26 protein-coding genes and 1 pseudogene are annotated in these 25,500 nt (G+C 67.9%); 11 read left to right on the top strand and 16 right to left on the bottom strand.

Features of this window, described 5'->3' with window-relative positions; translation table 11 throughout:
* The first annotated feature begins 72 nt into the window (after window positions 1-72).
* Genes VHL31_RS08600 through VHL31_RS08590 form a run of 3 tightly spaced genes read left to right on the top strand, consistent with a single transcriptional unit; the run spans window position 73 to window position 1,841 of the window.
* Window positions 73-681 carry a hypothetical protein gene (locus tag VHL31_RS08600; RefSeq protein WP_329660798.1) on the top strand — a complete coding sequence of 203 codons (609 nt, stop codon included), beginning with the start codon at window positions 73-75 and terminating at the stop codon, window positions 679-681.
* Window positions 682-690: 9 nt separating this feature from the next.
* Window positions 691-1,440: a sulfite exporter TauE/SafE family protein gene (locus tag VHL31_RS08595; RefSeq protein WP_329660797.1), complete on the top strand. Its 750-nt coding sequence runs from the start codon at window positions 691-693 to the stop codon at window positions 1,438-1,440.
* Window positions 1,437-1,841 (top strand): hypothetical protein, encoded by a 405-nt coding sequence (locus VHL31_RS08590; RefSeq protein ID WP_329660796.1) that lies wholly within the window; start codon window positions 1,437-1,439, stop codon window positions 1,839-1,841. Before VHL31_RS08595 ends, VHL31_RS08590 begins: the two co-directional genes overlap by 4 nt.
* Here the strand turns inward: VHL31_RS08590 and VHL31_RS08585 are convergent.
* Complete coding sequence (locus tag VHL31_RS08585; RefSeq protein WP_329660795.1) at window positions 1,831-2,805, bottom strand: quinone oxidoreductase; 975 nt, start codon at window positions 2,803-2,805, stop codon at window positions 1,831-1,833. The genes VHL31_RS08590 and VHL31_RS08585 overlap by 11 nt on opposite strands.
* Before the next feature lie 683 nt (window positions 2,806-3,488).
* Window positions 3,489-3,692: a hypothetical protein gene (locus tag VHL31_RS08580; protein WP_329660794.1), complete on the bottom strand. Its 204-nt coding sequence runs from the start codon at window positions 3,690-3,692 to the stop codon at window positions 3,489-3,491.
* 640 nt (window positions 3,693-4,332) lie between these two features.
* Between VHL31_RS08580 and VHL31_RS08575 the strand changes: the two are divergent.
* A pseudogene (locus tag VHL31_RS08575) lies at window positions 4,333-5,399 on the top strand (integrase core domain-containing protein).
* Between the two features lie 170 nt (window positions 5,400-5,569).
* Here VHL31_RS08575 and acnA read toward each other — a convergent pair.
* The 7 genes from acnA to VHL31_RS08540 form a co-directional block, all read right to left on the bottom strand.
* Window positions 5,570-8,281, bottom strand: coding sequence for an aconitate hydratase AcnA (gene acnA / locus VHL31_RS08570; protein WP_329660793.1), 2,712 nt, complete (start codon window positions 8,279-8,281; stop codon window positions 5,570-5,572).
* Between the two features lie 145 nt (window positions 8,282-8,426).
* Entirely contained in the window at window positions 8,427-9,143 is a 717-nt protein-coding gene (locus VHL31_RS08565) for a heme ABC transporter permease (RefSeq protein WP_329660792.1), read from the bottom strand.
* Window positions 9,144-9,267: 124 nt separating this feature from the next.
* The gene (gene ccmB / locus VHL31_RS08560; protein ID WP_329660791.1) at window positions 9,268-9,942 is read right to left on the bottom strand and encodes a heme exporter protein CcmB; all 675 of its coding nucleotides are present in this window, start codon (window positions 9,940-9,942) and stop codon (window positions 9,268-9,270) included.
* Window positions 9,939-10,523: a heme ABC exporter ATP-binding protein CcmA gene (gene ccmA, locus VHL31_RS08555; RefSeq protein WP_329660790.1), complete on the bottom strand. Its 585-nt coding sequence runs from the start codon at window positions 10,521-10,523 to the stop codon at window positions 9,939-9,941. Before ccmA ends, ccmB begins: the two co-directional genes overlap by 4 nt.
* 14 nt (window positions 10,524-10,537) lie before the next feature.
* On the bottom strand, window positions 10,538-11,527 hold the full coding sequence (locus tag VHL31_RS08550) for a hypothetical protein (RefSeq protein WP_329660789.1): 990 nt from the start codon (window positions 11,525-11,527) through the stop codon (window positions 10,538-10,540).
* Between the two features lie 44 nt (window positions 11,528-11,571).
* Entirely contained in the window at window positions 11,572-12,450 is an 879-nt protein-coding gene (locus tag VHL31_RS08545) for a hypothetical protein (protein WP_329660788.1), read from the bottom strand.
* A gap of 224 nt (window positions 12,451-12,674) precedes the next feature.
* Window positions 12,675-12,896 (bottom strand): zinc-finger domain-containing protein, encoded by a 222-nt coding sequence (locus VHL31_RS08540; RefSeq protein WP_329660787.1) that lies wholly within the window; start codon window positions 12,894-12,896, stop codon window positions 12,675-12,677.
* Window positions 12,897-12,998: 102 nt separating this feature from the next.
* Here VHL31_RS08540 and VHL31_RS08535 point away from each other — a divergent pair, with 102 nt between their 5' ends.
* Together VHL31_RS08535 and VHL31_RS08530 are read left to right on the top strand one after the other, a co-directional pair.
* Window positions 12,999-13,967: an ABC transporter ATP-binding protein gene (locus VHL31_RS08535; RefSeq protein WP_329660786.1), complete on the top strand. Its 969-nt coding sequence runs from the start codon at window positions 12,999-13,001 to the stop codon at window positions 13,965-13,967.
* Window positions 13,968-14,025: 58 nt separating this feature from the next.
* Window positions 14,026-14,445 carry a hypothetical protein gene (locus tag VHL31_RS08530; protein WP_329660785.1) on the top strand — a complete coding sequence of 140 codons (420 nt, stop codon included), beginning with the start codon at window positions 14,026-14,028 and terminating at the stop codon, window positions 14,443-14,445.
* A gap of 39 nt (window positions 14,446-14,484) precedes the next feature.
* On the opposite strand, the gene VHL31_RS08525 is transcribed toward VHL31_RS08530, so the two are convergent.
* The gene (locus tag VHL31_RS08525) at window positions 14,485-14,928 is read right to left on the bottom strand and encodes an SRPBCC family protein (protein ID WP_329660784.1); all 444 of its coding nucleotides are present in this window, start codon (window positions 14,926-14,928) and stop codon (window positions 14,485-14,487) included.
* A gap of 556 nt (window positions 14,929-15,484) precedes the next feature.
* Here VHL31_RS08525 and VHL31_RS08520 point away from each other — a divergent pair.
* Window positions 15,485-17,011 carry an FGGY-family carbohydrate kinase gene (locus VHL31_RS08520; RefSeq protein ID WP_329660783.1) on the top strand — a complete coding sequence of 509 codons (1,527 nt, stop codon included), beginning with the start codon at window positions 15,485-15,487 and terminating at the stop codon, window positions 17,009-17,011.
* On the top strand, window positions 17,008-18,234 hold the full coding sequence (locus VHL31_RS08515; protein WP_329660782.1) for a winged helix-turn-helix domain-containing protein: 1,227 nt from the start codon (window positions 17,008-17,010) through the stop codon (window positions 18,232-18,234). Before VHL31_RS08520 ends, VHL31_RS08515 begins: the two co-directional genes overlap by 4 nt.
* Before the next feature lie 10 nt (window positions 18,235-18,244).
* Here the strand turns inward: VHL31_RS08515 and VHL31_RS08510 are convergent, their stop codons facing one another.
* Window positions 18,245-19,750 carry an aldo/keto reductase gene (locus tag VHL31_RS08510; RefSeq protein ID WP_329660781.1) on the bottom strand — a complete coding sequence of 502 codons (1,506 nt, stop codon included), beginning with the start codon at window positions 19,748-19,750 and terminating at the stop codon, window positions 18,245-18,247.
* A gap of 163 nt (window positions 19,751-19,913) precedes the next feature.
* On the opposite strand from VHL31_RS08510, the gene VHL31_RS08505 reads away from it, so the two are divergent.
* The 3 genes from VHL31_RS08505 to VHL31_RS08495 are packed head-to-tail and all read left to right on the top strand — an operon-like array spanning window position 19,914 to window position 21,784.
* Window positions 19,914-20,270 carry a DUF4406 domain-containing protein gene (locus VHL31_RS08505; protein WP_349262394.1) on the top strand — a complete coding sequence of 119 codons (357 nt, stop codon included), beginning with the start codon at window positions 19,914-19,916 and terminating at the stop codon, window positions 20,268-20,270.
* Window positions 20,267-20,860 carry an NUDIX domain-containing protein gene (locus VHL31_RS08500; protein ID WP_329660779.1) on the top strand — a complete coding sequence of 198 codons (594 nt, stop codon included), beginning with the start codon at window positions 20,267-20,269 and terminating at the stop codon, window positions 20,858-20,860. Before VHL31_RS08505 ends, VHL31_RS08500 begins: the two co-directional genes overlap by 4 nt.
* Before the next feature lie 33 nt (window positions 20,861-20,893).
* Entirely contained in the window at window positions 20,894-21,784 is an 891-nt protein-coding gene (locus tag VHL31_RS08495; RefSeq protein WP_329660806.1) for a LysR family transcriptional regulator, read from the top strand.
* On the opposite strand, the gene VHL31_RS08490 is transcribed toward VHL31_RS08495, so the two are convergent.
* The 5 genes from VHL31_RS08490 to VHL31_RS08470 form a co-directional block, all read right to left on the bottom strand.
* Window positions 21,762-23,015 carry an ABC transporter substrate-binding protein gene (locus VHL31_RS08490; protein WP_414653675.1) on the bottom strand — a complete coding sequence of 418 codons (1,254 nt, stop codon included), beginning with the start codon at window positions 23,013-23,015 and terminating at the stop codon, window positions 21,762-21,764. The two genes, VHL31_RS08495 and VHL31_RS08490, sit on opposite strands and share 23 nt — an antisense overlap.
* A gap of 111 nt (window positions 23,016-23,126) precedes the next feature.
* On the bottom strand, window positions 23,127-23,555 hold the full coding sequence (locus tag VHL31_RS08485) for a hypothetical protein (RefSeq protein ID WP_329660777.1): 429 nt from the start codon (window positions 23,553-23,555) through the stop codon (window positions 23,127-23,129).
* 64 nt (window positions 23,556-23,619) lie between these two features.
* Window positions 23,620-24,024 (bottom strand): hypothetical protein, encoded by a 405-nt coding sequence (locus VHL31_RS08480; protein ID WP_329660776.1) that lies wholly within the window; start codon window positions 24,022-24,024, stop codon window positions 23,620-23,622.
* Window positions 24,021-25,058 (bottom strand): aldo/keto reductase, encoded by a 1,038-nt coding sequence (locus VHL31_RS08475; protein WP_329660775.1) that lies wholly within the window; start codon window positions 25,056-25,058, stop codon window positions 24,021-24,023. Before VHL31_RS08475 ends, VHL31_RS08480 begins: the two co-directional genes overlap by 4 nt.
* The gene (locus VHL31_RS08470; protein ID WP_329660774.1) at window positions 25,055-25,411 is read right to left on the bottom strand and encodes a TIGR04076 family protein; all 357 of its coding nucleotides are present in this window, start codon (window positions 25,409-25,411) and stop codon (window positions 25,055-25,057) included. The genes VHL31_RS08475 and VHL31_RS08470 overlap by 4 nt, the downstream gene beginning before the upstream one ends.
* Window positions 25,412-25,500: the final 89 nt, after the last annotated feature.

Genomic DNA, 25,500 nt, shown 5'->3' with positions numbered 1-25,500 from the left:
AGGCTTCGGCTCGACGCGGCGACACAGGTAGGGCTAAGATTCCGCCGGGTCAGCGCCGGAGCGGTGGACATCATGCGCCTGTCATTCTTTGCCGTCTGCATGCTGGTCTGCACTGCCTCGCTTCCTGCGGCCGCCGATCAGGTCACCGATCAGCTCGACCTCGGCAAGAAGTACTACGAAGAAGGTGATCTGACCGGCGCGATCAACGAGCTTCAGTTCGCCATCCAGGACATCCGGTCGCAGCTGTCCGCAAGGTATAGGGCCGGTTTCCCGGATGCGCCGGCAGGCTGGGTCGCAGCCGACGGCTCCGAGGACAACAGTGCGGCCATGGCGATGTTCGGTGGAGGGACCTCGGTCGCCCGCACCTATACGCAGCAGGGCGGCGAGGGGGTGATCGACGCCACCATCTCCGTCGACAATCCCATGATCCAGGGCTTGGCCGCCATGCTCAACAATCCAGCCATCATGGCTGCCAATCCCGCGGCCAGGCGCGTACGGGTGGGCCGCGAGAACGTGCTCGTCCAGCTCGAGGAAGGCGGGGACAGCGGCGAGGCGACGCTGGTCCTGGGCGGACGGATGCTGTTGCAGCTCCAGGGGCGCGGGCTCGAGAACAGCGCGCTCCTGGAAGAGATGGCGGCGAACTGGAAGCTGGACGAACTCAAGAAGATCGCCGGAATGTGAGCTTTCATCGTGGATGATGTCGTTCTGTACTGGTCGCTGGTGGCGACCGGCGTGATCATCAGCGCCTTGAGCAAGGGCGGTTTCGGCGGCGGCCTTGGCATGGTGTCGGTGCCGCTGATGAGCTGGATCATGCCGCCGGCCCATGCGGCGGCGATCATGCTGCCGCTGTTGTGCCTGATGGATGCCATCGGCGTGTGGGCCTACCGCCGCAACTGGGACAGGCGGGCCGTGGTGGCCCTGCTGCCGGGTGCGCTGGCCGGGATCGTGGTGGGCACGCTGGCCTTCGGCTGGCTGTCCGACGACGTGGTGCGGGTGCTGCTCGGCGCCACCTCCGTCCTGTTCTCGCTGGACTGGTTCTTCCGACCGGCCGCACGGATTGGGACGGGCAAGCGGCCGGGCCGGCTCTCCGGGATCCTGCTGGGCGGTGCTGCCGGCTTCACCAGCACGATCGCCCATGCGGGCGGCCCGCCGGCCAACCTGTACCTTGTGCCGCTCAAGCTGAACAAGACGGTGTTCGTCGGCACGATGACCATCCTGTTCACCGGCATCAACCTGGCCAAGCTGCCGCCCTATTTCGCCATCGGCCTGTTCGACCAGACGATCGTATCGACCATCCTCTGGATGGTGCCGGTAGCCGCGCTGGCCATGGTGGCCGGCGTGTGGATGCACCATCGGGTGAGCGACCGGTGGTTCTATCCGCTCTGCGTCGGCTTCGTGCTGCTCACCGGCCTCAAGCTGCTCTGGGACGGCCTCGCGTGAAATGGCTGGCGGCCGCCCTCATGCTGTCCGGCCTGCCGGCGACGGCAGGACCCAGGGACGCGCTGCAGCCTTATCCCCGCTGCTTCTACGATCGTGAGGTGCTGCAGTATTGCGGTATCTGGAGCGACGTGCTGGCGAAAGGGGCGGAGCTGGCCTGCGCGGAGGCCAGGGAGGCGGCGGCGCTGGACGAGGAGGCGGCGTTCCGGGCGCGGGTGCAGGCCGCCGTGGCCTTCGACGACGAGTGGCAGAACCGCTCGAACAGCGGCAAGCGGCAATGGTGCCTGGGCGAGGGCCGGGCGGCCGCGCTGTTCTTCTTCGACCGCGCCCTGCGCGAGCATTTCAAGGAGCCGGCCGGTCTCGCCAAGGAGACCGTGCCGGCGCCGGACCAGGTCAGGGAGTAAGGATCGTGCAGCCCGTGGTCTTGCGGCTCTCCAGGTCGCGATGGGCCTGCGCCACGTCGGCCAGCTTGTAGGTCTGGTCGATCTCGACCTTCACGGCACCGCTGGCGACGACCTCGATCAGGTCGTTCGCCGTCGCGAGCAGCTCGTCGCGGGTGCTGACATAGCTGAACAGCGTCGGCCTGGTCAGGAAGAGCGAGCCCTTCTGGGCCAAGAGGGCCGTGTCGAACGGCTCGATCTTGCCCGAGGACTGCCCGAACGTGACCATCATCCCGAGCCTTTTCAGGCAGTCGAGCGACTTCATGAACGTGTCCTTGCCGACCGAGTCGTAGACGACGTCGACGCCCTTGCCACCGGTCAGCTCCTTCACCGCCGCCACGAAGTCGTCGCGCGTGTAGACGATCGGATGATCGCAGCCATGCGCCTTGGCGAGCGCCGCCTTCTCGTCCGAGGAGACCGTGCCGATCACGGTGGCGCCCAGATGCCTGGCCCACTGGCAGACCAGCAGCCCCACGCCGCCGGCAGCGGCATGGATGAGGATCGTCTGCCCGGCCTGGACCCTGAAGGTCCGGCGGAGCAGGTACTGGGCCGTCATGCCCTTCAGCATCATGGCGCAAGCTTGGTCGTCCGGGATCGAGTCGGGGACCGGCACCAGGCTTGCAGCCGGCATCACGCGCAGGTCGGTGTAAGCACCCGCGGGACCGGTACCATAGGCGATGCGCTGGCCAACCTGGAGATCGGCGACACCCTCGCCTACCGCCTCGATCACGCCGGAAGCCTCGAAGCCGGGCGTATAGGGCAGGGCCGTGGGATAGAGGCCGGAACGGAAATAGCAGTCGATGAAATTCAGCCCGATCGCCGCCTGCCGGATCAGGACCTCGCCCGCTGCGGGCTTGCCTGGATCATAGCTCTCCGTTTCCAGAACCTCCGGCCCACCCGTTCGGTGCAGTATCACCCTCGTCGCCATCCGCCTCGATCCTCGTTCACGCGTTCCCTCGACCAGTTTGCGCTCATCTCCCTCGCGCGCAAGGCAGCTGCGGCCTTCAACTGGCAGCGCCGGGAAAGCGTCGACAGGCCCCGGATCGTGCCCTTGGGCTCCGTCCGGTCTTGAACCAATCAAGAGCGGACGCAAGGCAGAGGACGTTCATGAAGGAGCGGGCTCTCCTCTTGATACGAGCGCTTGCTCTGTCGAAAGCCATGCGACGACTGGCCCTGATGTCCCATCTGTGACCGGCATCGACAGTGAGCTTCTCCGCTTCGCACAGCTGTCGATGATGATGGCACTTGGCTCATTCCCGCCACGACTTGCCAAGGATGCAGAGCCAGCCTGTCCACCTGCCGGCTTGCCCACGCCATCTGCCTGCGGGCGGCGAGAAGCGGTTCGGTTGGCAAGCCAGTGCGCCAAGCAGGCGCGCCAGGTCGCCTTCGTTCCGCCGGCCCATGGTTCTCTCGCACCTCTCGAGCCGCCGTTGCTCTTGGCGCAGCGGGTCAGGCCATAGCCAGCGACGTCGGCGAACTGGTTCCTCTCGCCTCCAGCGCGTCGGAGCTCATGCCGTACGACCTGCTGGTCGCCGATGCCGGCTACGACAGCAAAGCCAACACCGCTTCTGCCGGGAACGGCTTGGTGTGGACCCAGCCAGGAAGCGCCGCTCAGGCGAGGTGCCCATAGCTCGCCTGGAACCGGCGCGGCAGGCCCAGTTCCTGCTCAGAGGCATCGCCGCCGGCATCCAGCGCCTCGTGATCCTCGGACCGTCGACGCGAGGCTTTCGGCAGCGCAGCAGGCGCCAGCAATGCAACTTGCTTATGCCTCCGCTTGCTCTGTGGTGACCGATGAAGCGCCTGCTGGCGCGTCATGGGCAACCTGGCCATTCACAGGATGGTGGTAGCCGTTACCGACGCCGGCGTCCTCTACCTGCCGCCCTGCTCGGCCGGCCGTACCCATGACCCGGCAGCCGCCGAACCCCGGAAGGGATCAGGTCGGGAGGCGAACAGCTGGTCACCGTGCTCAAGGCGTTCCTGCGTTGCACCGAGGCCCGAACCTGCACGACCTTCCGGAACAACATTGGCCGCCCGCTCGATGTCGGCAGCCCCAACCGAGTGCGCCAACAGCCTGGAGAATGCAGGCTTTGCAGCGGATCTGACCCTGATGCGCCCGCCGACCGCACGTTTACCGGCCAGATGGATGAAGCGGCGCATCTGAGGCCGTTTCCTCGTCGGTGACACCCGATCGACAGAGCCCGGCGCGGGATCTTCGCACGGACTGCCTCGGGCGGGGTCATCTACCGCCAAGCTGCTCCATGACAGGCCCTGGTCGCTCGCCAGGGATGGTTCGACATCGCTGCGAGAGCAATGATCTTGAGCAGCCGCCCACATGACCCGATCCTGGATCCGGAGGCGCAGCGCGGAGCGGGTTGGATCTGTCGCGCCCCATGGAGCCTAGTTGCATCGTCCCGGAGTGTCGTGGTGCGTTATCTTCTGAACACGAGGACGCGCTATGGCAGCAGGTCTTCATGGCTCAGCCCGTACGACGCCGCGAGTTCGAGCCGAGCTCCAAGCGTCGCAAGAAGCGACCCGCACCCTGGCCACCCGCTACGGGCTGAACTTTGAAGACCGTCGCCAAGTGGCGTCGGCGCACGTTCACAGCTGATGCGCGGATGGGAGCGACCCGGCCACGCAGCTCGGTCCTCACCGAGGCCGAGGAGGTCATCGTCGTCGAGTTCCGTCGTCGCACGCTGCTGCCACTCGACGACGTCCTGGGCTACCTGTGCAAGGAGATCCCCGCCCTCTCTCGCCTGCCCGAAGGCGCAGAGACCACTTCCAAACGCCGACGTTTCGCCCTGACGAAGATCGGTTACGTCCACATCGACGTTCGTGAACTGCGCTATAAGGCTCAGGACAAGCTCTTCATGTTCCTCGCAATCAGCCGTCAGCAGACGGCTGATCCGTCTCCTGCAAGGAACCGGTCCAGCAGGACCGGGAGGCGACCGGGCTTCACGCAAGTCACTTTTCTTGATGCCAACACCAAGGCCAACGGCGCCGCCTTTCTGCGCGAGGTCGTCGAGGTGTTCCCCTACCAGATCCATACCGTGCTGACCGACAATCGATCGCCAGCAGGCGATCGATCCGCTTCCTGGAAGGACCGCCGTCAGGAGACGGCGGAGGCGGCATGGCCTTCGCCAACTTGCCCAAGAACCGCGGCCGCTACCCAGAGATCGGTGCCTCTTCGGCGGCCACATCTTCGACCGCGTCTGCGATGCACATGGCATCCAGCACCGTCTCACCAAACCCTGCCACCCCTGGACGAATGGTCAGGCTGAACGGATGAACCGCACGGTCAAGGATGCCACGCTCAAGACGTTCCACTATCCTGACCTGGAGGCGCTCCAGGCCCACATCCTGGCCTTCGTCACCGCCTATAACTTCGCCAGGCACCTCAAGGCACTGCGATGGCGAACGCCGTTCCAGGCGATCTGCGACGCTTGGAAAGCCGACGCGTCAGCCTTCAAGATCAACCCACACCACCTCATCCCGGGACCATACACCCAGCGGCGATCGACGTGACGGCCCGTCGGGCAGCCGATGTGATGGGCCGTGCCGTATGGCCGGCAGCGGCCGTCACAGCCCGCTACGCCTGAGGCGGCCCGATGGCCCTGCCTCCCATCATGAGGTCCGCGTCGGCAGACCAGCGACGGGAACGCCCGGGCAGCCCAGGGGGCGGCCCGGACAAGTGGTCAGGCGGATCCTGACGGCTCGGCCTGCGCCAGCAGCTGGCGCAGGACGTAGTGCAGGATGCCGCCATGCATGACGTACTCGACCTCGTCGAGCGTATCGACACGGCAGAGCACCTTGTGCTCCTCGCTGCTCCCGTCGGTACGGGTGATCCGCAGGGTCAGGTCCATGAGCGGGCGCAGGCCCTGGGCAAGGCCGATCACGTCGACGATCTCGCTGCCATCCAGCTTGAGCGTCTTGCGGTCGGTACCCGGGTAGAACACCAGCGGCATCACGCCCATGCCCACCAGGTTGGAGCGGTGGATGCGCTCGAAGCTCTCGGCCACGACCGCCTTTACGCCCAGCAGGTTGGTGCCCTTGGCCGCCCAGTCGCGTGACGAGCCGGTGCCGTATTCCTGGCCTGCGAAGACCACCAGGGGCGTGCCCTGCTTCTGGTACTCCATCGCGGCGTCGTAGATCGACATCTCCGCGCCGTCCGGCATCAGCCTAGTGTAGCCGCCTTCCTTGCCGTTCAGCATCTCGTTCTTGATGCGGATGTTGGCGAAGGTGCCGCGCATCATCACCTCATGGTTGCCGCGCCTGGCACCATAGGAGTTGAACTCGCGCTGCTCGACGCCATGGTCCAGGAGGTAGCGAGCCGCCGGCCCGTTCTTGGCGATGTTGCCGGCCGGGCTGATATGATCGGTCGTGATGCTGTCGCCGAACACGCCCAGGACGCGCGCCCCGGTGATGTCGGAGAGCGCCGTCGCGGGCGACGGGCTCATGCCCTCGAAATAGGGCGGCAGGCGCACATAGGTGCTCTGGTCGTCCCAGTCATAGGTCATGCCGGTCTCGCCGGCGCCGATCGCCTTCCAGCGCTCGTCGCCCGCGAATACGTCGGCGTAGGAGCTGGCGAACATCTCGGCGGTGACGGCCTTGTGCACGGCCTCGTCGACCTCGCGCGGAGTCGGCCAGACGTCCTTCAGGTAGACCGGCTGCCCCTCCCGGCCGGTGCCGAGCGGTTCGGTCGTGATGTCCTTCAGCATGGTGCCGGCCAGCGCGTAGGCTACCACCAGCGGCGGCGAGGCCAGGTAGTTCGCCTTCACCTGCGGATGGACGCGGCCCTCGAAGTTGCGGTTGCCGGAGAGGACGGCGGCCACCACGAGCTTGCCCTCGTTGACGGCATCGGCGATCTCGTCCGGCAACGGTCCGGAATTGCCGATGCAGGTGGCGCAGCCATAGCCGACCAGGTTGTAGCCGATCTGGTTCAAGGGCTCGGTCAGCCCGGCGGCGGCCAGATAGTCGGTCACGACCTTGGAGCCGGGTGCCAACGACGTCTTCACCCAGGGCTTGCGCTGCAGGCCGAGTGCGGCCGCCTTCTTCGCGACCAGGCCTGCGGCGATCATCACGCCAGGGTTGGAGGTGTTGGTGCAGGACGTGATGGCGGCGATCACCACGTCGCCATGGCCCAGCGCATGGTCGCTGCCGGCCACCGGCGCCTTGGCGTCGAGCGCCGTATCGCCCGCCAGGCCCGGCAGGGCCGCCTCGAAGCCCAGCTTCGCGGCCTTGAGCGGTACCCGGTCCTGCGGCCGCTTCGGCCCGGCCATGGACGGCTCGACATCGCCCAGGTCGAGCTCCAGCCCGTCCGTGAACAGGGGATCGGGCGCGTCGGTGTGGCGCCACATGCCCTGGGCCTTGGCATAGGCCTCGACCAGGGCCGCCCGCTCCGGCGTACGGCCGGTGAGCTTCAGGTAATCGATGGTGACCTGGTCGATGGGGAAGAAGCCGCAGGTGGCGCCATATTCCGGTGCCATGTTGCCGATCGTCGCCCGGTCCGCGAGCGGCAGGTTGTTCAGCCCGCTGCCGTAGAACTCGACGAACTTGTTCACCACGCCCTTCTTGCGCAGCATCTGCGTGACGGTCAGCACGAGGTCGGTCGCCGTGGCCCCCTCGGGCAGCTTGCCCGTGAGCCTGAAGCCGACCACCTCGGGCAGCAGCATCGACACGGGCTGGCCAAGCATCGCCGCCTCGGCCTCGATGCCGCCCACGCCCCAGCCGAGCACGGCAAGGCCATTGACCATGGTCGTGTGGCTGTCGGTGCCGACCAGCGTGTCGGGATAGGCGATCTGGCTGTTGCCTTCCTTCGCGGTCCAGACGACCTGGGCCAGATGCTCCAGGTTCACCTGATGGCAGATCCCGGTGCCGGGCGGCACGACGCGGAAATTGTCGAACGCCTTGGAGCCCCAGCGCAGGAACTGGTAGCGCTCGTTGTTGCGCTCGTATTCCCGCTCGACGTTCTGCTCGAACGCCTCGGGCGACCCGAACGCGTCCACCTGGAGCGAATGGTCGATCACCAGGTCGACCGGGACCAGCGGGTTGATCTTGGCGGGATCGCCGCCCAGCGCCACCATGGCATCGCGCATGGCTGCGAGATCCACCACCGCCGGCACGCCGGTGAAGTCCTGCATCAGCACGCGGGCGGGGCGATAGGCGATCTCGTGCTTGGACGAGCGCGTCGCCAGCCATTCGGCGACCGCCTTCAAATCGGCGACCTTGACGGTGCGACCGTCCTCGAAGCGGAGCAGGTTCTCCAGCAGCACCTTCATCGAGAACGGCAGGCGGGACAGGTCGCCCAGCTGCTTTTCCGCCTCGGGAATGCTGAAATAGTCGTAGGAGAGATCGCCAACCTCGAGGGTGCGACGGACCTTCAGCGTGTCGTGGCCGGTAACTCGCACTGCAATCGTCTCCTCGTGCCGGCAAAACCAGTCGGGCGGTCGGGCCTGCCGAAGCGGACAGTACCACCGCCGGTTTTCGCAAAGGTTAACCCGGATCCTGGAACTGATCCGATGTGGCCGGGTGTCCTGCTGCGACGCAAGAACGTCAAGCCGGTTCGGACCTTCGCAGGGCTGCCGCGCGTCGTTCGGCCAGCTCCGCCCGGATCCGCACCAGCAGCACGCTCACCAGATATAGTTTGAAGACGACCGCCATGAAGAGGAGCGGCCACAGCATCGACGGGTGCATGGCTGGCCCGCCCATGCGCAGCACCGAGGCCGGCTGGTGCAGCGTGTTCCACCAGTCGACCGAGAACTTCACGATCGGGATGTTCACGACCCCCACCAGCGCCAGGATCGAGGCGGCACGGGCGCCGCGGGTCGGGTCGTCGAACGCGTCGTAGAGCGCGATGTAGCCGAGATAGAGGAAGAACAGGATCAGCACCGAGGTGAGCCGGGCGTCCCACACCCACCAGGTCCCCCACATGGGCTGGCCCCAGATCGAGCCGGTCACGAGTGCGATCGCCGTGAAGCAGGCGCCGACCGGGGCGGCGGCCCGTGCGGCGATCTCCGCCAGTGGATGCCGCCAGATCAGGGCCACCGCACTGCCGGTGGCCACGATCATGTAGGTGAACATGCTCATCCAGGCGGCCGGCACGTGGACGAACATGATCCGGTAGGCGTCGGATTGCTGATAGTCGGCCGGGGCCAGGACCAGGGCCCAGAACAGGGCCACGGGGAAGCAGAACAGGAACAGGACGGTCGTCCATGGCCTGATCGCCTCGGCGATCTTCTGGAAGCGGAGCGGGTTGGCGTAGGCGTGCACGGCGGCGACGGGTCCTCGGAACGGCCAGCACCTGTGTAGCGGCAAGTCCGCCGCTGTGCGAGGTCCATGCCATGGGCTTGTTCCTTCCGCCGCACCCTTTGCGGCAAGGCCCGGTGGCCGGGACCTATTCCAGCGCCAGGCGCAGGGCCGCGGCGGTCGCGAACGGTGCGAGGGCCGCCGTGGCGAGCAGGAGGGCGCCCAGGACCAGGAACGGCACGGTGCCGCCCACGCCGGTCGTCACCGCTTCGACCGCACCCACGCCGAAGATCAGGGTCGGGATCTGCAGGGGCAGCACGAGCAGGGCCGTGAGTGCTTGGCTTCGCCGACTGCCGACGAGCAGTGCCGCCCCGATGCCGCCGATCATCACCAGCACGGGCGTGCCCAGCAGCAGGGCGGCCGGCAGGACCAGCAGCGCTGTCGGCTCCAGTTGCAGCAGGAGGGCCAGGAGCGGCGAGGCCAGGACGATCGGCAGGCCCGACACCAGCCAGTGCACGCCGGTGCGGACCAGGGCGGTGACTTCGAGCGGCAGGATGCTCAGCGCCAGCGTTTCCAGGCTGCCGTCCTCGACGTCGCCGGCCCACAGCCGGTCGGTGCCGATGGTGATCGCGAACAGGGCCAGGACCCAGATGACGCCCGTACCGATCCGCGCCAGCGTGTCGGCACCCGGCCCCACGCCCAGCGGGAACAGGGCCGTGCCCGTGATCAGGAACAGGACGGGCAGTAGCGCGTCGCCCGGGCGGCGCAAGGCGCCCGTCAGGTCGCGGCGGGCCAGAGCCAGGATGGCGCGCGCGGTGCTCACAGGTCGAGGACCAGCGGATCGTCCAGGACGACGTCGCCATGGCTTGCCACCACCACGAGGCCGCCCGTCCGCCGATGCGCGCGGATCAGGTCGGCGAGCTGGCGGCCGTTCGCCGCATCCAGTCCCGCCCCCGGCTCGTCGAGCAGCCAAGCCCGCCGGGCGCAGGTCAGGAGCCGGGCCAGGGAGGCACGGCGGCGCTGGCCCTGGGACAGCCGGGCCACCGGCTCGTCCAGCCGGGAACGGAGCCCGAACCGGTCCGCGGCTAACTCTGGATCGCTCCGCTGCCCCGCCAGGGCAGCCGCCAGAACCAGGTTCTCCCGCACGGTCAGGTGCGGCTTGAGGCCATTGCTGTGCGCGACCCAGTGCATTGCTGCCTGCCACGTGCCTTCGTCGGCCGGCCGGCCCTGCCAGGACAGTTCGCCGGAAGCCGGACGCAGGAAACCCGCGAGCGTGCGCAGGAGGGTCGACTTGCCCGAGCCGTTGGCCCCGCGCAGCATCAGCGCATCGCCCGCGGCCAGCTCAAAGGCAACCGGCGCATGGACGGGCCGGCCGGCCCGTGCGGAAACCAGGTCGTTCGCCACGAGCATCGCCCGGGTCAGTTCACCGGCTCGGGCGTGGCACCGCCACCGGTCGGATCGTCATCGGACAGGGGCGGTGTCACGCGCCGATTGGTGCGCCCGCACGGGCTCTCGCCGGCGATGTAGCGGGCCCGGTCGCCGGTGATGAAGCGGATGAGCGGGAAGTCGGGGTTGAACACGGTCACGACCACCGCACCCTCCTCGCCGTCGGCCAGGACGTGGCTGCCGTCGGTTCCGATCAGTTCCAGAATCACCGATTCGTCGACCACCAGGCCTTCATGCCCGCTCGTCTCGTAGGCGATCAGCCCGATCTCCTCGGTCGCGTAGACGAAGAAAGTTTCCAGCGCATGCCTGGCCGAGGCCGCCACCAGCAGGGCCGGGTCCGGCACCGGTCCGACCAGCAGGGCCGAGCGGAAGGGCTGTCTGTCGCCCAGCAGGTCCAGGAGCTGTTCGAGGACGGGGGCCATGCCCACGAAGACCTTCGGCTGCAGGCGCAAGATCGTGTCGAGCTCCGCGGTGCCGAGGCCGGGGCCAGCCGGGACCACCGTGCAGCTGAGCGCCCTGGCACCCGTCTCCGCCATCGAGGCGAGCGCGCCCAGATGGTGCGGCAGCGCGTTCCAGACGAGATGGTTGCGCCGCACCCCTGCCGCGAAGAAGGCGCGGGCAAATCTCCAATAGTCGACCCTGGCACCTTCGGGCAGGAACTGCCCGCGCTTGCCGGTGAGCACGCGGGCCAGCCGGCCGATCGGGGTCGCGATCATGCCGCCCAGCGGGCTGCCGGCCTGGTCGTCGAGCAGGTCCTGGAACGTCAGGGTCGGCAATGCCGCCAGGGCCGCCCGTGACGTGATGCGATCCGGCTCGATCCCGCCCAGGTGGGCAGCGATGCCTGGCACGTTGTCGAGCGCGTGGCGGAGCAGACCCGGCAAGGCATGAAAGATGGCGGCTTCACGCTCCTCGGCCGAGCGCACTTCCTGCCGGTCGAAGAACAAGGCCTTGGTATCGGGCATCAGGCAGCCCATTCCTGCAGGTCATCAAACGATCGTGCCGCCACTCAGTCTCCGATGGCAACGCCATAGCGGGCAAGGAGGAAGGTCAAGTGGTCGCGGAGCCAGCCCGCCGGCGCCTCCGCCCGCCAGCTGTCCCAGAGTTCCCGCACGGACATGGGCAGCAGCGGAACGGCACCCTCGGTCACCATCCGGCGCAGCATCTCGACCTCGGCCCGATGCGCCGCGAAGATCGGGAACGCCCGGGCGTCGGTGGGTTCCCAGAACAGGTAGACCAGCGCGGTCCTGCGCCGGGGAAAGGTGTGGGCCAGGCCGATCGCATGCTTGGCGAGGCCCGCCGCATCGAGCAGGCGGAAGATTCCGGGAGAGCGGCGCAGCTGGGCCAGGAGGTCGTACCAAGCGTCCAGGCGGGGTTCGCGCTGCTGGTGGTCGTAGCCGTCGGCGAGCTTGGTCCGCGGTACGGTCAGGTGCTCGGTGACCCTGGTCACCACGCCTACGACGTCCTGCACGCCGGTCAGCAGCAGGTCGGTCTGCGGCGGCGTGCCGCGAATGCCGGTCGGGCAGCGAGCCGCAAAGCGCAGCTCGTGAAAACCTTCCAGATTGGCGAGGCGCAGTCTTGATTCCTGGCCGCTCCAGGGCAGGAAGCAGTTGGCCGTCAGCGCCAGCGGATCGTCGACCGGGGTGCGGGGCCGGTCGATCAGCATGCCCGACCCTTGCGCGGCCGGCAGCGCCGAGGGGACCAGCAGATCGCGCATCCGGGCGACCCGGCCGTCGGCATCCACCGCGACGTCCGGCCGTTCCCGCTTCAAGGCGGCCGCCAGCCGCTGCACTGCCCGTTGCGCGGGGCCAGAGCGCCGGCCCGGCGGCCGCCGGGCCGGCAAGGGGGCCTGCCCTGCCGAGGGTACCGCGGCGGGTCCCTCCATCACGACTTGCGGTTCTCCAAGATCGACAGCCAGCACCACGTCATCCGTTCAACGAAGGCAGGACCGGTGCCGAAGGAGCCCCGTCCGGGCGGAAGTCCAACGGCGTCCCGCCATGGTGCGTCAAGCGTAGGAATGGCTGCCGCACGCGTTGGCCGGGCCAGCGTGACGTTATTGCTGCAATCGAGCGGAGCGGCCATGCCGGATCGGAGACCCGGCATCATGTCGTGTCAGGCGGCCGGGTCGAGCGGCTGCTTGAACTTGTCTGCCGTCGGCGCCGAGGCATGGATGTAATGGCGGCCGCAATACTTGCACATCGTCTCGCCGCCCTTCTCGAGCGTCATGAACTCGAGCGGGTGCCCCATCGAGCCGTCGCCACCGTCACAGCGAACATAGAGTGCCTCGGTGATGACCACCTCCCGGCCTTCGACGGACAGAAAAAGATCCTTCACCCGGTCGATCCTTTTGAGAACCTGCCCAATTGTGCAGGCAGTTTGCCATGATGGCCGGCGCCGCGCGATATAGCCGCTGCCCGCGCACGGAGACAACCGCACATGCCGCTTTCCCCGCCCGAACACGGGCTGTCCATCCGGGGCCTGGGCAAGGTCTACGCGGCGGACGGCAAGCGCCCGGCCAAGCGGGCCCTGGATGGGATCGACCTGACGGTGCCGCGCGGCTCCTTCTTCGGCCTGCTCGGGCCGAACGGCGCGGGCAAGTCCACGCTGATCAACATCCTGGCAGGACTTGTGAACAAGACCGAGGGCCAGGTCGAGATCTTCGGCATCGACATCGACCAGCGCCCGCGGCTAGCCCGCCGGGCGATCGGCGTCGTCCCGCAGGAGCTGAACCTGGATGCGTTCTTCTCGCCGCGCGAGGCGCTGGACCTCCAGGCGGGTCTCTACGGTGTGCCCAGGCGCGACCGCATCACGGACGAACTGCTGGACGCAGTGGGCCTGGCCGACAAGGCGGATGCCTATGCCCGGACGCTGTCCGGCGGCATGCGGCGCCGGCTGCTGGTCGCCAAGGCGCTGGTCCATCGGCCACCGGTGGTGGTGCTGGACGAGCCGACGGCCGGGGTGGACGTCGAGCTGCGCCGCTCGCTGTGGCGCTACATGCGCGAGCTGAACGAGCAGGGCGTGACCATCGTCCTGACCACCCATTATCTCGAGGAAGCCCAGGAGCTGTGCGACCGGATCGCGATTGTCGACGGCGGCCGGGTGGTGGCGTTCGATACGACCTCGGCCCTGCTGGGCCGGCTGGACGAGAAGTGCCTGATCGTCCGCGGCGCCCAACCCTTCACCCGTGTGCCCCCGGCCCTGGACGATGGCCACGCCTTGATCGACGGTGAAGGGCGCCTCGTGTTGCGCTACCGGCGCTCCTCGACGATGGTCGAGCATCTCCTGGACCGGCTGCGCGCGGCGGGCGTGTCGATCGCCGACCTCACGACCCAGGAAGCTGACCTGGAAGACCTGTTCGTCCGCCTGACCGGCCACCATGCGGAACCTGTCGAAGAGGTGGCTTAACGGATCATTCAGGAATGGCGGCTAGGATCGGGCAAATGAACCGATCCGGGGACAACATTTGCCCGTTCTGCCGATCCTGATGCTGCTGCTGGCCATGTCATTCCCGGCCGGGGCGCAAGACCTGCCGCGCTGCACGCCGGAGGTCGCCGGCGCGGTGGTTTGCATGGCCGGGCGCTCCTGCGCCTGCGAATTCCAGCGCGGCGGGCTGATGATCGGCCAGCCGGAAGGGTGGCGCTGGGATTGCGGGATCCTGCGCGGGAACTGCGGTCCGCCCCCGGTGCAGCTGGGGCCGGACTTCTTCGAGCTGCCGCCGGGGCTCTCGATCGACAGCTCGGACAACAGCATCCACCTCGACCAGACCACCGGGGTGAACGGAAGCGGCCAGCAGAACATCGACCGGCAGCGGGGCGATCGCTGGATCGGCCAGGGCCAGCCGCCGCCAGGGCTGCCCATCCCGCTGTTCCCCGAGCATCCCTAGCCGATGCTCCGCGCCGGGTGCGCCCGGCGCGGACGCCGTTCAGCGCTTGGCCAGATGGGCCTGGAGGTTCTTTAACCCGCCGCCGAACACGCCGTTGGCGAAGGTATCGACCCAGGATTCGCTGTCGGCTGGTGCGCAGTCGAAGGTGGTCCACCACTCGACGAAGCTCCGCCCGCTGTCCGTCACCGGCGTGACGCGCAGGGTGGCGACATAGTTCTGCACGTCGAACGGGGTCTTCTCGAAATTGTAGACGTAGAAGCGGTCCCGGTCGGAGAAGGCCAGGAGGCGCTCGCGGAGATGGGCGCCATCATGGAGATGGAAGCTGCGCACGCAGCCGACCTGATCCCCCTGCTTGCCATCCTCGATCTCGGAGCGCGCCACCATGTGACCGCCCCAGACGGGCAAGCCGTTGAAGTCGCGGACTGCCGCCCAGACCTGGTCGGCCGGCAGATCGATCACGGTGCTGGCATAGGCCTTCGGCATTCTTCTCTCCCTGATTCCGGCATCGCCCGGCATCGCCCGGCATCCACCCGCGCCAGCGACCCACGACCGCCTCTAGATCAATTCGCAGCCTATCGGAACCGTCCTGATCGCCATGCGCAAAGGGCCCCAGCTTCCCGTCACTGTTCCCTTGCGACGATCCCAAGCCCCGCCGCACCGTTATTGGCAGGCAAATGATCCTATGGCTGTGCTATTCTCCTCCCCATCCAGGAGGCCGCATGCACCGCCACCCGCATCGTCGACACGCACGAACGAACCCGAGCGGAGCCGCCAAGCGTGGGGGCCGCAACGGTGCATGATTGCATGAACGAACCCGAGCGCCGCTTCCACGGCCTCATGCGCAAGCGATGGCGACCGGTACCCGTCCGGGCGACCCGACCTGCCGCCGGAAAAGAGAGGCTTCGTGCTGTCCGGCAGCACGGGAAATTGCATAAACGAACCCGAGCCGCGGCCACCTGCTCGCAGGCACCTCGACAGATGGGCGATCCCGCCGGACAAGTCGCGACGGCAGTCGAACGAGAAGAATCCGGGGGGCGACGTGGCAGAGTTCATGCTGGGGATCGACAGCGGCGGCACGGCCGTGAAGGTGGCCGTGATCGCGTCCGATGGCACGGAGGTGGCGGTACGCGGCACCACCCACCCCGCCATCACGCCGAAACCCGGCCACGCCGAGCGCGATCCCGAGCGGGTCTGGCGCTGTCTGGGCGCCGACATCCACAAGGTTCTGGCTGATGCCGGCATCAGCGGCGAGGACGTGGACGGCATCGGGGTGACCGGCTACGGCAACGGGCTGTGGCTGGTCGACGAGGCCGGCCATGCGGTCATGAACGGCGTGCTGACCTTGGACCTGCGGGCCGCCTCGCTCTGCACGGCTTGGCGCAACGAGGAGCAGGACGAGGCGACTCGCCGGCGCCGCGCCCATGCCGCCGCCTGGCCTGGCAAGCCGATGCCGCTATTGGCTTGGCTGCACCGGCATGCGCCGGACACGATCGCGCGCGGCCGCTTTGCCCTGTCCAGCAAGGACTTCCTGCGCGCGCGGCTGACCGGCCGTGTGGCCGGCGAGGTGAGCGACCAGTCCAGCGGCGGCTTCTCGCCAGTCCAGAGCCGCCGCAACGAGCCGGCGATGATGGAGTGCGTGGGCCTGGGCGACCTCGTGCGGCTGATGCCGCCCCTGCTCGAGCCCATGGACATCGCCGGCGAGGTCACCGCCGAGGCGGCCGACCTGACCGGCCTTCGCGCCGGCACGCCCGTCTCGGCCGGCTGCTCCGATAACCTGGCGGTCATGCTCGGCACGGCTGCCATCGGGCCCGACGACGTGGTGGTGATGGCCGGTACCTGGGGCCTGCACCAGTGCTTCCTGTCGGAACTTCCCGCCGACGAGACCGCGATCTTCCTGACCCACGGGCTGGTCCCCGGCAGCTGGCTCGCCATCGAGGGCAGCCCCACCTCGGCGGGGCAGCTCGACTGGTTCGTGGAGCGCTTCATCCGCAGCCAGCGCCCCGACATCGCGGACGACGTGCTGTTCGCGGAGATCAACGCGGCGGTGGCCCCGCTCGATCCGGCCGCCCCGCCGATCTTCTTCTTTCCCTACCTGAACGGTGCGATGGACCAGTCCTCGGCCAGGGCCAGCCTGATCGGCATGACCAACTGGCACGGCCTGCCCCACACGGTGCGCGGCGTGATGGAGGGCATTGCCTTCGAGCATCGCCGTCATTTCGACCGGCTGGCGGCCCTGCGCGGCCGTCCGTCCGCGGCACGTTTCGCCGGCGGTGCCGCCAGGAGCGTGCCCTGGCGCGAGATCTTCGCTGCAGCCTTGAACCTGCCGCTCGTCCTCCCGGCCGGCAGGGAGCTGGGCGCGCTTGGTGCCGCAATCCTGGCGAGCGTCGCCATCGGCCGGCATCCGGACCTCGCGAGCGCCGTCGCCGCGATGACGAGGACGGTTGGCGAGGTCCAGCCGGACCGCGCGCTGGCCGGCCTGCTCGATCGCCGCTACCGGATCTGGCGCAACCTCGCCCGGGCCCTGGCGCCGCACTGGGACGAGGTGATCGACGGCGGGGGCGCATGAGGACCGACGCAACGCTCAAGGCGGCCCAGGCCCGGCGCATCGCGCTGGCTGCCCAGGGCTTCGGGCCGAAGCGGAGCGACCTGCCATCGGCCGCGCGGATCCGCGCGGCGATCGAGAAGCTGGGCCTGCTGCAGATCGATTCGGTCAATGTCCTGATCCGGGCACACTACCTGCCGCTCTTCTCCCGCCTGGGCAGCTATGACCGTTCCGTGCTCGATCGCCTCGCCAGCCATGACGGCATCTGGCCGAAACCGCATCGCCGGCAGTTCTTCGAATATTGGGGGCACGAGGCCTCGCTCCTGCCGGTGGCCTGCCACCCCCTGCTGCGCTGGCGGATGGCACGTGCCGACGCCGGGCAAGGGGTGTGGCGGGGCGTGAAGGCGGTGGCCGATTCGCGGCCGCAGCTGGTCGCCGCCATCTTCGACGAGATCCGCGATCGCGGCGCCCTTGGTGCCGGCGACCTCCAGGCCGCGGAGAAAAGCCGGGGCGGCTGGTGGGGCTGGTCCGATTCGAAGACCGTGCTGGAATGGCTGTTCTGGACAGGGCGGGTCACGGCGGTTGGCCGGCGCGGGTTCGAGCGCGTCTACGACCTGCCGGAGCGCGCCCTGCCTTCCGCCGTCCTGGCCACCCCGACACCGGACCCAGCGGACGCCGCCACCATCCTGACCCGGCAGGCTGGGCAGGCGCTCGGCGTGGCGACGGCCACCGATCTTCGGGACTACTGGCGCCTGCCCGTCGAGCTGGCCGCCGAGGCGGTCCGCCGCCTAGTCGAGGCGGGCGATCTTCTGCCAGTGGCCGTGGAGGGCTGGCGTGCCCAAGCCTATCTCGCGAAGGAGGCCCGCATGGCACGGCGCGTGGAGGCCCGGGCACTGCTGGTCCCCTTCGATCCCTTGATCTTCGAGCGCAGCCGGACGGAGCGGCTGTTCGGCTTTCGCTACCGCATCGAGATCTACACGCCCGCCGAGAAGCGGGTGCACGGCTACTATGTCCTGCCCTTCCTCCTGGGCGAGCGCCTGGTGGCGAGGGTCGACCTGAAGGCTGACCGGACGGCAGGCGTCCTGCTGGTCCGCTCCGCCCATGCCGAGGAGGGCGTGGACGAGGAGGTAGTAGCCGCAGCGCTCGCCCTGGAACTCCAGGACCTCGCGGCCTGGCTGGGCCTGCGGGCCGTCGCCGTCGAGGGATCTGTCCCCTTTGCGGCAAGGCTGGCGCGCCATGCCGGCTGAACCCGCGGGATCAGCGGGCGGGGGGCGGTTCCACCACGGCCTCGGCCTCGATCTCGACGTCGTAGTCGCCGATCAGCCGGCTGACTTCCAGGAGGGTGTTGGCCGGCCGTATCTGGCCGAAATAATGGCCATGGACGCGGCTGACCTTCTCCCAGTCATCGGCGTTGCGCAGGTAGATGCGGGTGCGGACGACCTCGCTCATCTTGCCGCCCAGCGAGCGGATCGAGGCGGCGATCTTGTCCAGGATGTAGACGGCCTGCGCCGCCGGATCGCCCTTGCCGATCATCTCGCCCGAACTGTGGGTGGCGGTCGTGCCGGAGACCAGGATCCGGTCGCCGACCCGCACGGCCCGGGAGTAGCCGCAGATCGGCTCCCACACGCTGCCGCTGTCGACACGGATGCGGCCGGTCCGGTGATCGATCGGCGCCGGCTGATAGACTGGCGGGACCTGGTCCAGATGGTGCGACAGGTCGCCCGAGGCCGTGAGAAAGGGCGGACGCCGGTACTCGTCGCCGCAATCGCCGGGAATGCGGGTCGCGATCGCCAGCGCCTCGCCGATCGTTGCCATGTCCTCGTCGTCCAGGCTGAACCCGCAAAGCCGCAGGTTGTCACCGCGATGCTCGCGCTCCCCGAGCCTGGCGCCCACGATCACGGCTGCCACGGCCGGCTGCTGCATGACCCAGCGGGTCGCGACGTTGGAGATGGACACGCCGTGCTTGCGGGCGACCGTGTCCAGCGCCTGCAGGATGCCCTGCAGGACATCCCAGCCCCCGGCCGCCTCGACGAAGCGCCGGTACTTCATCTTGCTCCAATCGCCGACCGAATCCGGCTCCTCGGCACCGAGCCACCGCTTGGAAAGGAATCCGCCGGCAAGCGTGCCATAGGCCAGGAGCCTGATCCCGTGCTGCTGGCAAAAAACGCTCATCTCCTCGGTGGCCCGGCGGTCGAGCAGCGACACGCAGACCTGGTTGGTCGCCACGGGAATGCCCTCGGCCACCAGCACGCGCAGATGGTCCGTGTCGACATTGGTGACGCCCAGCTGCGCGATCCGCCCCTCCTCGCGCAGCTTCGCCAGCTCCCGCATCGCATCCAGCCAAGCCGGGTGCTCGAACATCCACCAGTGGAACTGCAGGAGGTCGATGCGGTCCGTGTGCAGGCGCTTGCAGGCTCGGTCCACCGCGATCTGGACGACTTCGCGCGTCATCTCCCCTGGCTCCGGGCACCATTTGGTGAAGGTCGCGAGCCTGGCCTGATCCGCTACCTCGAGCGTCCCGTTCGCCAGCCGCTCGCGGAGCCGGCCGGCCAGGACCTCGGCACTGCCATAATGGTCCGCCATGTCGAAGGCATCGAAGCCGTCGACCATGTAGGCCGCCAGCGCCGTTGCGCCTTCGTCCGGATCGATCGGCCCGGCACCGCGCTCGATGTCCGCGACCTGCCAAAGGCCCGTCACCACCCGCGGGATGTTCAGGCCGGGAGCGAGGTCGATGCGTTCGATCCCGGAAGAGCTGCTCGCCAACGTCGCATTCCTTCGCTGCTACGTAGAGAGATAGCAGCTTGCGCAGGCATGGTGGAGGGCAACGGATCTGCAGGGGTAGCATCGCGGAAGTTTGGGGCTCCCGCAGCGTGGGGATCGCGGCAATGTCCGCCACCACGCAGTCGTGGGAGACACATTCGTGGCAATGCCTCGGGCTATCCTGGTAGCCGGTCCCTATCGTTCGGGCACGGGCGACGATCCGGCACTGATCGCGCGGAACATGCGGGCGATGAACGAGGCCTGGCTCGGCCTGTTCCGAGCCGGCCACCTGCCGCTGGCAGGCGAATGGCTGGCCCTGCCGCTGATCGAGACGGCCGGCGGGCGACACTTGTCCGACCCGCAGTTCGACGAGATCTTTCATCCGGTGGCACGGCGGCTGCTCGAGCGCTGCGACGCCGTGCTGCGGATCGGCGGTCCGTCCATGGGCGCCGACGAGATGGTGGCCCTTGCCGAGGCTGCTGGCCGGCCCGTGTACCGCCGGATCGAGGATGTTCCTGCATGACCCTGCCGCAGAGCGCGACGATCAAGATGAACCAGGTGCAAACGCTGTCGAACGATGGCTACGTGCTACGCCGGTACAACTACGACTACCGGCGGCGCGACGGTTCCTGGCGCCAGGTCAGCCGCGAGGTCTATGACCGCGGCAACGGCGCCGTGATCCTGCTGTATGATCCGGTTGCGCGTACCGTCGTGCTGGTGCGGCAGTTCCGCCTGCCCACCTTCGTGAACGGGCACCCCGACGGCTGGATCCTGGAAGCACCGGCGGGGCTGCTGGACGCCCGCGACCCCGCCGAGGCGATCCGGCGCGAGGTCGCGGAGGAGACCGGCTACCAGGTCAGCGAGGTACGGGCCTTGTTCAGTGCCTACATGAGCCCGGGCTCCGTATCCGAACGCCTTCATTTCTTCGCTGCCCCGGTCCATGCCGGGATGCGCACGGACGCGGGTGGGGGGCTGGAGGAGGAGAACGAGGACATCGAGGTCGTGGAGATGCCGTTCGAGGAGGCGCTTGCCAAGATCGGCACCGGCGAGATCGTCGACGCCAAGACGATCATGCTCCTTTATCATGCGCGGGTCAGCGGGCTGTTCCAGTGAGACGGTCCGGCAGCTCCGGCATGAGGTGCAGGCCTGGACTGGGACGATGTCCGTATCTTCTTGGCGATCGCGCGGACCGGCAGCCTAGCCGGCGCCGCCGCTTCCCTGCGCGCCAGCGAGGTCACGGTCGGACGTCATCTGGCGTCGCTGGAGGCTGCGCTGGCGTTGCGGCTGTTCGACCGGCTCCCGAACAGGCTGCGTCTGACGAGCGAGGGCGAGCGGATGGTCTTGGCCGCCGAGGCCATGGCCGAGGCTGCGAATGGCGTGGCCAGGCTGGCCAAGGCCGCCGCCGCCGACCCGGCCGCGCCGATCAGGATCACGTCGACCAGCTCGGTGGGCCTGTTCCTGGTGCGGCATCTGGCAACGCTGCTGGCTGCCGCAGCTTGCGCACCCCTGGAGCTGCTGGTGACCCGCGAAACTTTGGATCTCGGTCACTGGCAGGCCGATATCGCCCTGCGCATGCGCCGCCCACCCGAGCGCGGCCAGCTGATGGTGCGCCGCCTGGGCAGGATCACGTTTGCACCCTACGTCACTGCCGGCTTCGGTGCGCAGGCGGGAATCATCGGGTTGCGGGACGATGCAGGCTCGCGCCAGGCACGCTGGCTGGCGTCATTCCAGCCGGACGCGCGCATGACTGTTCGGCTCAGCGACGTCCACTTGCGGTTGGAGGCGATCCTGGACGGCCGGGGGATCGGTCTCCTGCCCTGCTTTCTCGGTGACGACGATCCGCGGCTGGCCCGGGCCGCACCGCCACCGCCCGAGCTGGAGGAAGACGTCTTCCTCCTCGTGCATCAGGATCTGGTGGAACTGCCCGGGGTGCGCGCGGTCATGGACGCGCTGGTGCGGCTGTTCAGGACAGAAGCTGCCATCCTGCGCGGACAGCCTCGCAATGACGCGAAGACTACTCGCCAGCCTGGGCCTTGAGCGCCGCCACCTCGTCGGCCTTCATCTCGCCAATGGTCACGACCTCGCCGTTCTGGATCCGCCACAGCCGGAACGGCCCGGTAATGTCGCCGTGCTGGTCGAACTGGACGGGGCCGATGACGCCTTCGTAGCGGATGGGCTTGCCCTCCTCGATCAGGGCCAGCGCCTTCTTGAAGCCGTCCGGCCCTGCATGGATGGTCTCGCCGTTCGGATCGACCACCTTGCGGATCGCGTCCTTCAGCTTCGCCTTGTCCGGCGCACCGGCAATGGCGACCGCGAGCCCGACGATGGCAGCGGCATCATAGGCGCGGTCCGCGGCCGGCGCCTGGCAGTCGAAGTCGGTCGCAAAGGCGTTATAGGCCTGGCAGAAATAGTCGGTCGACGGCGTGGCGGTGGTGCCGGACGAGGTGCCGAACGCATCGTCCAGGTATTTCGCCCCGACATCCTTGATGAAGTCCGCCGAGTTCATGCCGTCGTTGAGCAGGAACCGGGCGGGCCCGCCCTGGGCGATCCAGGTGCGCGCCACGGTGGTGCCATCCCCTGGATAGGCCACGAGGTAGAGGGCCTCAGGCTCGCCGCCCAGCGCCTCGGTCACCTCGGGCTGATAGGAAGCCTGGTTGGGATTATAGGGCGTGGTCGAGGTGATCTGGCCGCCCAGCCGCTCGTACGACTTGCGGAACTCGGCCACCATGTTGACGCCGAAATCGTTGTTGACGTGGACGATGGCGATCTTCTTCAGCCCCTGGTCGAGCGCGTACTTGGCCGCGGCGGTGCCCTGGAGCGCGTCGGAGGTGATCGTCCGGAAGAAGACCCCACCGGTCTTTCCTTCCTTGGCAAGCACGGTGAGGGTCGGCGAGGAGGAGGCAGGCGAGACCTGCACCACGCCGGCCGGCCCGGTGACCGAGGTCACGATCGGGATGGACACGGACGAGATGATCCCGCCGATGATGGCCGGCACCTTCTGGAGGTCGACCAGCTGGCGGGCGGCATCGACCGCGACCGTGCCCTGGCTCTGCGCATCCCGGACATCGGGGGAGAGCTTGCAGCCAGCCGCTCCGCCGGCTGCATTCAGGTCGTTGAATGCGAGCTCGATCGACTTCGCGGCTGCCTGCCCGAACCGGCCGGCAGGCCCGGTCAGGGAGACCACCGAGCCGATCGTGATCGTGCAATCCTGGGCAGCGGCAGGGGTCGGTGCCTGCAGGGCCGAGGTACCGAGAGCGGCAAGCGCCAATGCTGCGAGACGAAGTTTCACGATCAGGCACCCTCAACAGACCGCCAAGGGGACCGGTGCTTCGGTCCAGCGGTGAACGGAGCTGGAGTGGAAAGCGCGGAGCAGCCGCCGTCAAGCGTAGGAGGCGCTGCCAGCAAGAGCCTGGGTGAAACGACGTTGCATGTCGGCAGGGTCCACCATTCCTATTCGCTTCGCTACCGACCAGAGATGGCCAGATAGATCAGCGATCATCCCGCTCCTGTCGCCGTAGAACTGGCCGAAGTCCGGGTACTCGTTGGCAAGCATCACCATGCTTCGGCCGATCCGGATCTCCAACAGCCGACGAATGTCCACCGGACGTGCTGCGGCGGCAGTTGCATGGCCTTTGTGAATCGCACAGGACGCAACCTGGAAGCGATGGTCGCGGCGGCAGAACGCGAATACCAAGCTTGCAAAGGCCTTCCGCAACCATTTCATCGCCCGCCACCGGCTGCCATCGACCTGGAGAGTGCGCTTGACCTGATCTACGGGCCGCTCTTCTACGGCCCGCTGGTCAGCCATGCGCCACTCGACGGCGATTTCACCGACGAGGTTCTGGATGAGGTGCTTCGCGGCCTGGGTCCGGTCATGAGGTCGGGCTGATCCAGGTCTCCTGGAGATGCACCCAGACGAACCCCTGCGGTGCCCGGTGGTCCGTTTTCAGCAGCGCACTGGACCGACGCTGGGTCATCGCATCTCCGTGCAACTGCCGTTCCACGTAGATCGCCATGACATGCGCCGCGTCGATCGCCACGGCCTGGATGTTGGCGATCTCGATGCGGAACGTCGGCCCGAACCGGCCACGGGCGGACTTCAGCCCCGTCAGAACATCAGCACGCCCGAGCAAGTGGCCGGACGGGTCGACCATCTGGAAGTCGGCGGCCAGCGCGGCCTCGGCCCGCGTAAGGCTGCCATTACCGCTGCCGAGCCAGGAGGTGAAGAACTCGTGGAACTCGACGATCTCGCGGATGGCGGCCGCCGTTCCGCTCATGTCGCCCTGCTCAGGTCGTACTTCATGATACGGCCATGGCGACCGTCGCGATCGCGCTCCAGGTCGAAGCAGTCGCCTTCGAGTGTCCTCCGCTGGGCCAGGATCTCGTCGATGGCACGATGGTCATCCTGGTCGAGCTCGAAGCTGAAGGTGCGGAGGTTGTCCGCCAGATGGTCCGCATAGCGGGAACCGACGATGACCCCGGCAACCTGCGGCCGGTCCAGCACCCAGCGCGTTGCGACGTTGCCGATGGCGACGCCATGCCGGTCTGCGACCGCCTTCAGCCGCTGCAGCAAGGCCTGGAACAATTCCCAGCCGCCGACATCGTCGATGATCAGCTTGTACTTGATCAGCGAGCGGTTCTCGAAGCCATCAGGCTCTGACCGGCCCAGCCAATGCTCGGAGAGGAATCCGCCCGCGAGCGTGCCGTAGCAGAGCAATTTCATGCCGCTGCCTTCGCACAAGGACACCAGCCCCTTCTCCACTCGGCTGTCGAGCAGGGAGTACTGGCTCTGCATGGACACGAGGGGCATGCCGGCGTCGATCAGGGCCGCGCTGTGGTTGCGGTCGAAGTTGGTGCCGCCCAGAAGGTGGATCTTGCCGGCTTTTTGGAGGTGGACCAGCCAGGCCGCGGTTTCCTGCCAGCCCGGGACCGCATAGTCCCACCAGTGGAACTGGACGAGGTCCAGCCGGTCGGTGCGCAGGCGCCGGAGCGAACGGTCGATGACTCGCTCGACATAGACCCGGTCGACCTGGTGGAGGTGGCCAAGGTCGGGGACAAACTTGGTATGGACCTTCAGCCGGCGGCGACGCTCCTCGCCAGCCTGCGCGCGAAACACACCGATCATTTCCTCCACACCGGTGTAGATATCGGCGCAGTCGAAGGTGGTGATGCCCTGGTCGACAAAGGCGGCCATGTCGTCGATGGCCCGCATCTGGTCGACCGGACCATGGCCGCCGGCCAGTTGCCAGCCGCCACGCAGCATGCGGGAGATGCGATAGCCGGGTGCCAGCTCGTATCTTTCCACGGTCATCGATCGCTCTCCGCCCGCAGGGAAACGCGGGTGGTCTCGGCGTGGCGAAAGGCCGTGCGACCGCTGCGGCGGATCAGGAAGCGTCCACCGCAGTGCGGGTCCGGGCAGGCGACAACGGCATCCGTGGTCATCCAGTCGTTCGGGTGGGTATCGCGCTGCTTGGCGGGCAACAGCGGTAGGAGAGCCGCCAGTGCATAGATCGGAAAGCTCTGCCCGGGTGGCATGGACAGGTTTTCGCCCGACAGGAACAGGCGGTCGCCGACCTTGTGGTTGCAGACCATCGGCTGGTTGCCAGCCACCACCTCGATTTCGAGGTCGTAGAGCTCGAACAGGTCATCGGCTTGGTTGGACAAGGGCTACCTCGGAGTTGGTCCTCCAAGGGTAGAATGGAGACACAACCTTTGCCAGAAGAGGTGCCCGTTCGCTCGATGGTCATGCGCAG

This window comes from Geminicoccus sp. (assembly GCF_036263595.1).
Lineage (GTDB): Bacteria > Pseudomonadota > Alphaproteobacteria > Geminicoccales > Geminicoccaceae > Geminicoccus.
This window is presented reverse-complemented; position numbering and strand designations above follow the sequence as displayed.

Bases quoted from the DNA above. Each gene is read 5' to 3' on its own strand.
- VHL31_RS08480 (WP_329660776.1), bottom strand. From the start codon at position 24,024: ATGAGCGGAACGGCGGCCGCCATCCGCGAGATCGTCGAGTTCCACGAG.
- VHL31_RS08535 (WP_329660786.1), top strand. From the start codon at position 12,999: ATGCCGCTTTCCCCGCCCGAACACGGGCTGTCCATCCGGGGCCTGGGC.
- VHL31_RS08525 (WP_329660784.1), bottom strand. From the start codon at position 14,928: ATGCCGAAGGCCTATGCCAGCACCGTGATCGATCTGCCGGCCGACCAG.
- VHL31_RS08485 (WP_329660777.1), bottom strand. From the start codon at position 23,555: ATGGCTGACCAGCGGGCCGTAGAAGAGCGGCCCGTAGATCAGGTCAAG.
- VHL31_RS08515 (WP_329660782.1), top strand. From the start codon at position 17,008: ATGAGGACCGACGCAACGCTCAAGGCGGCCCAGGCCCGGCGCATCGCG.
- VHL31_RS08550 (WP_329660789.1), bottom strand. From the start codon at position 11,527: ATGCCCGATACCAAGGCCTTGTTCTTCGACCGGCAGGAAGTGCGCTCG.
- VHL31_RS08585 (WP_329660795.1), bottom strand. From the start codon at position 2,805: ATGGCGACGAGGGTGATACTGCACCGAACGGGTGGGCCGGAGGTTCTG.
- VHL31_RS08505 (WP_349262394.1), top strand. From the start codon at position 19,914: ATGCCTCGGGCTATCCTGGTAGCCGGTCCCTATCGTTCGGGCACGGGC.
- VHL31_RS08580 (WP_329660794.1), bottom strand. From the start codon at position 3,692: ATGACGCGCCAGCAGGCGCTTCATCGGTCACCACAGAGCAAGCGGAGG.
- VHL31_RS08600 (WP_329660798.1), top strand. From the start codon at position 73: ATGCGCCTGTCATTCTTTGCCGTCTGCATGCTGGTCTGCACTGCCTCG.
- VHL31_RS08475 (WP_329660775.1), bottom strand. From the start codon at position 25,058: ATGACCGTGGAAAGATACGAGCTGGCACCCGGCTATCGCATCTCCCGC.
- VHL31_RS08500 (WP_329660779.1), top strand. From the start codon at position 20,267: ATGACCCTGCCGCAGAGCGCGACGATCAAGATGAACCAGGTGCAAACG.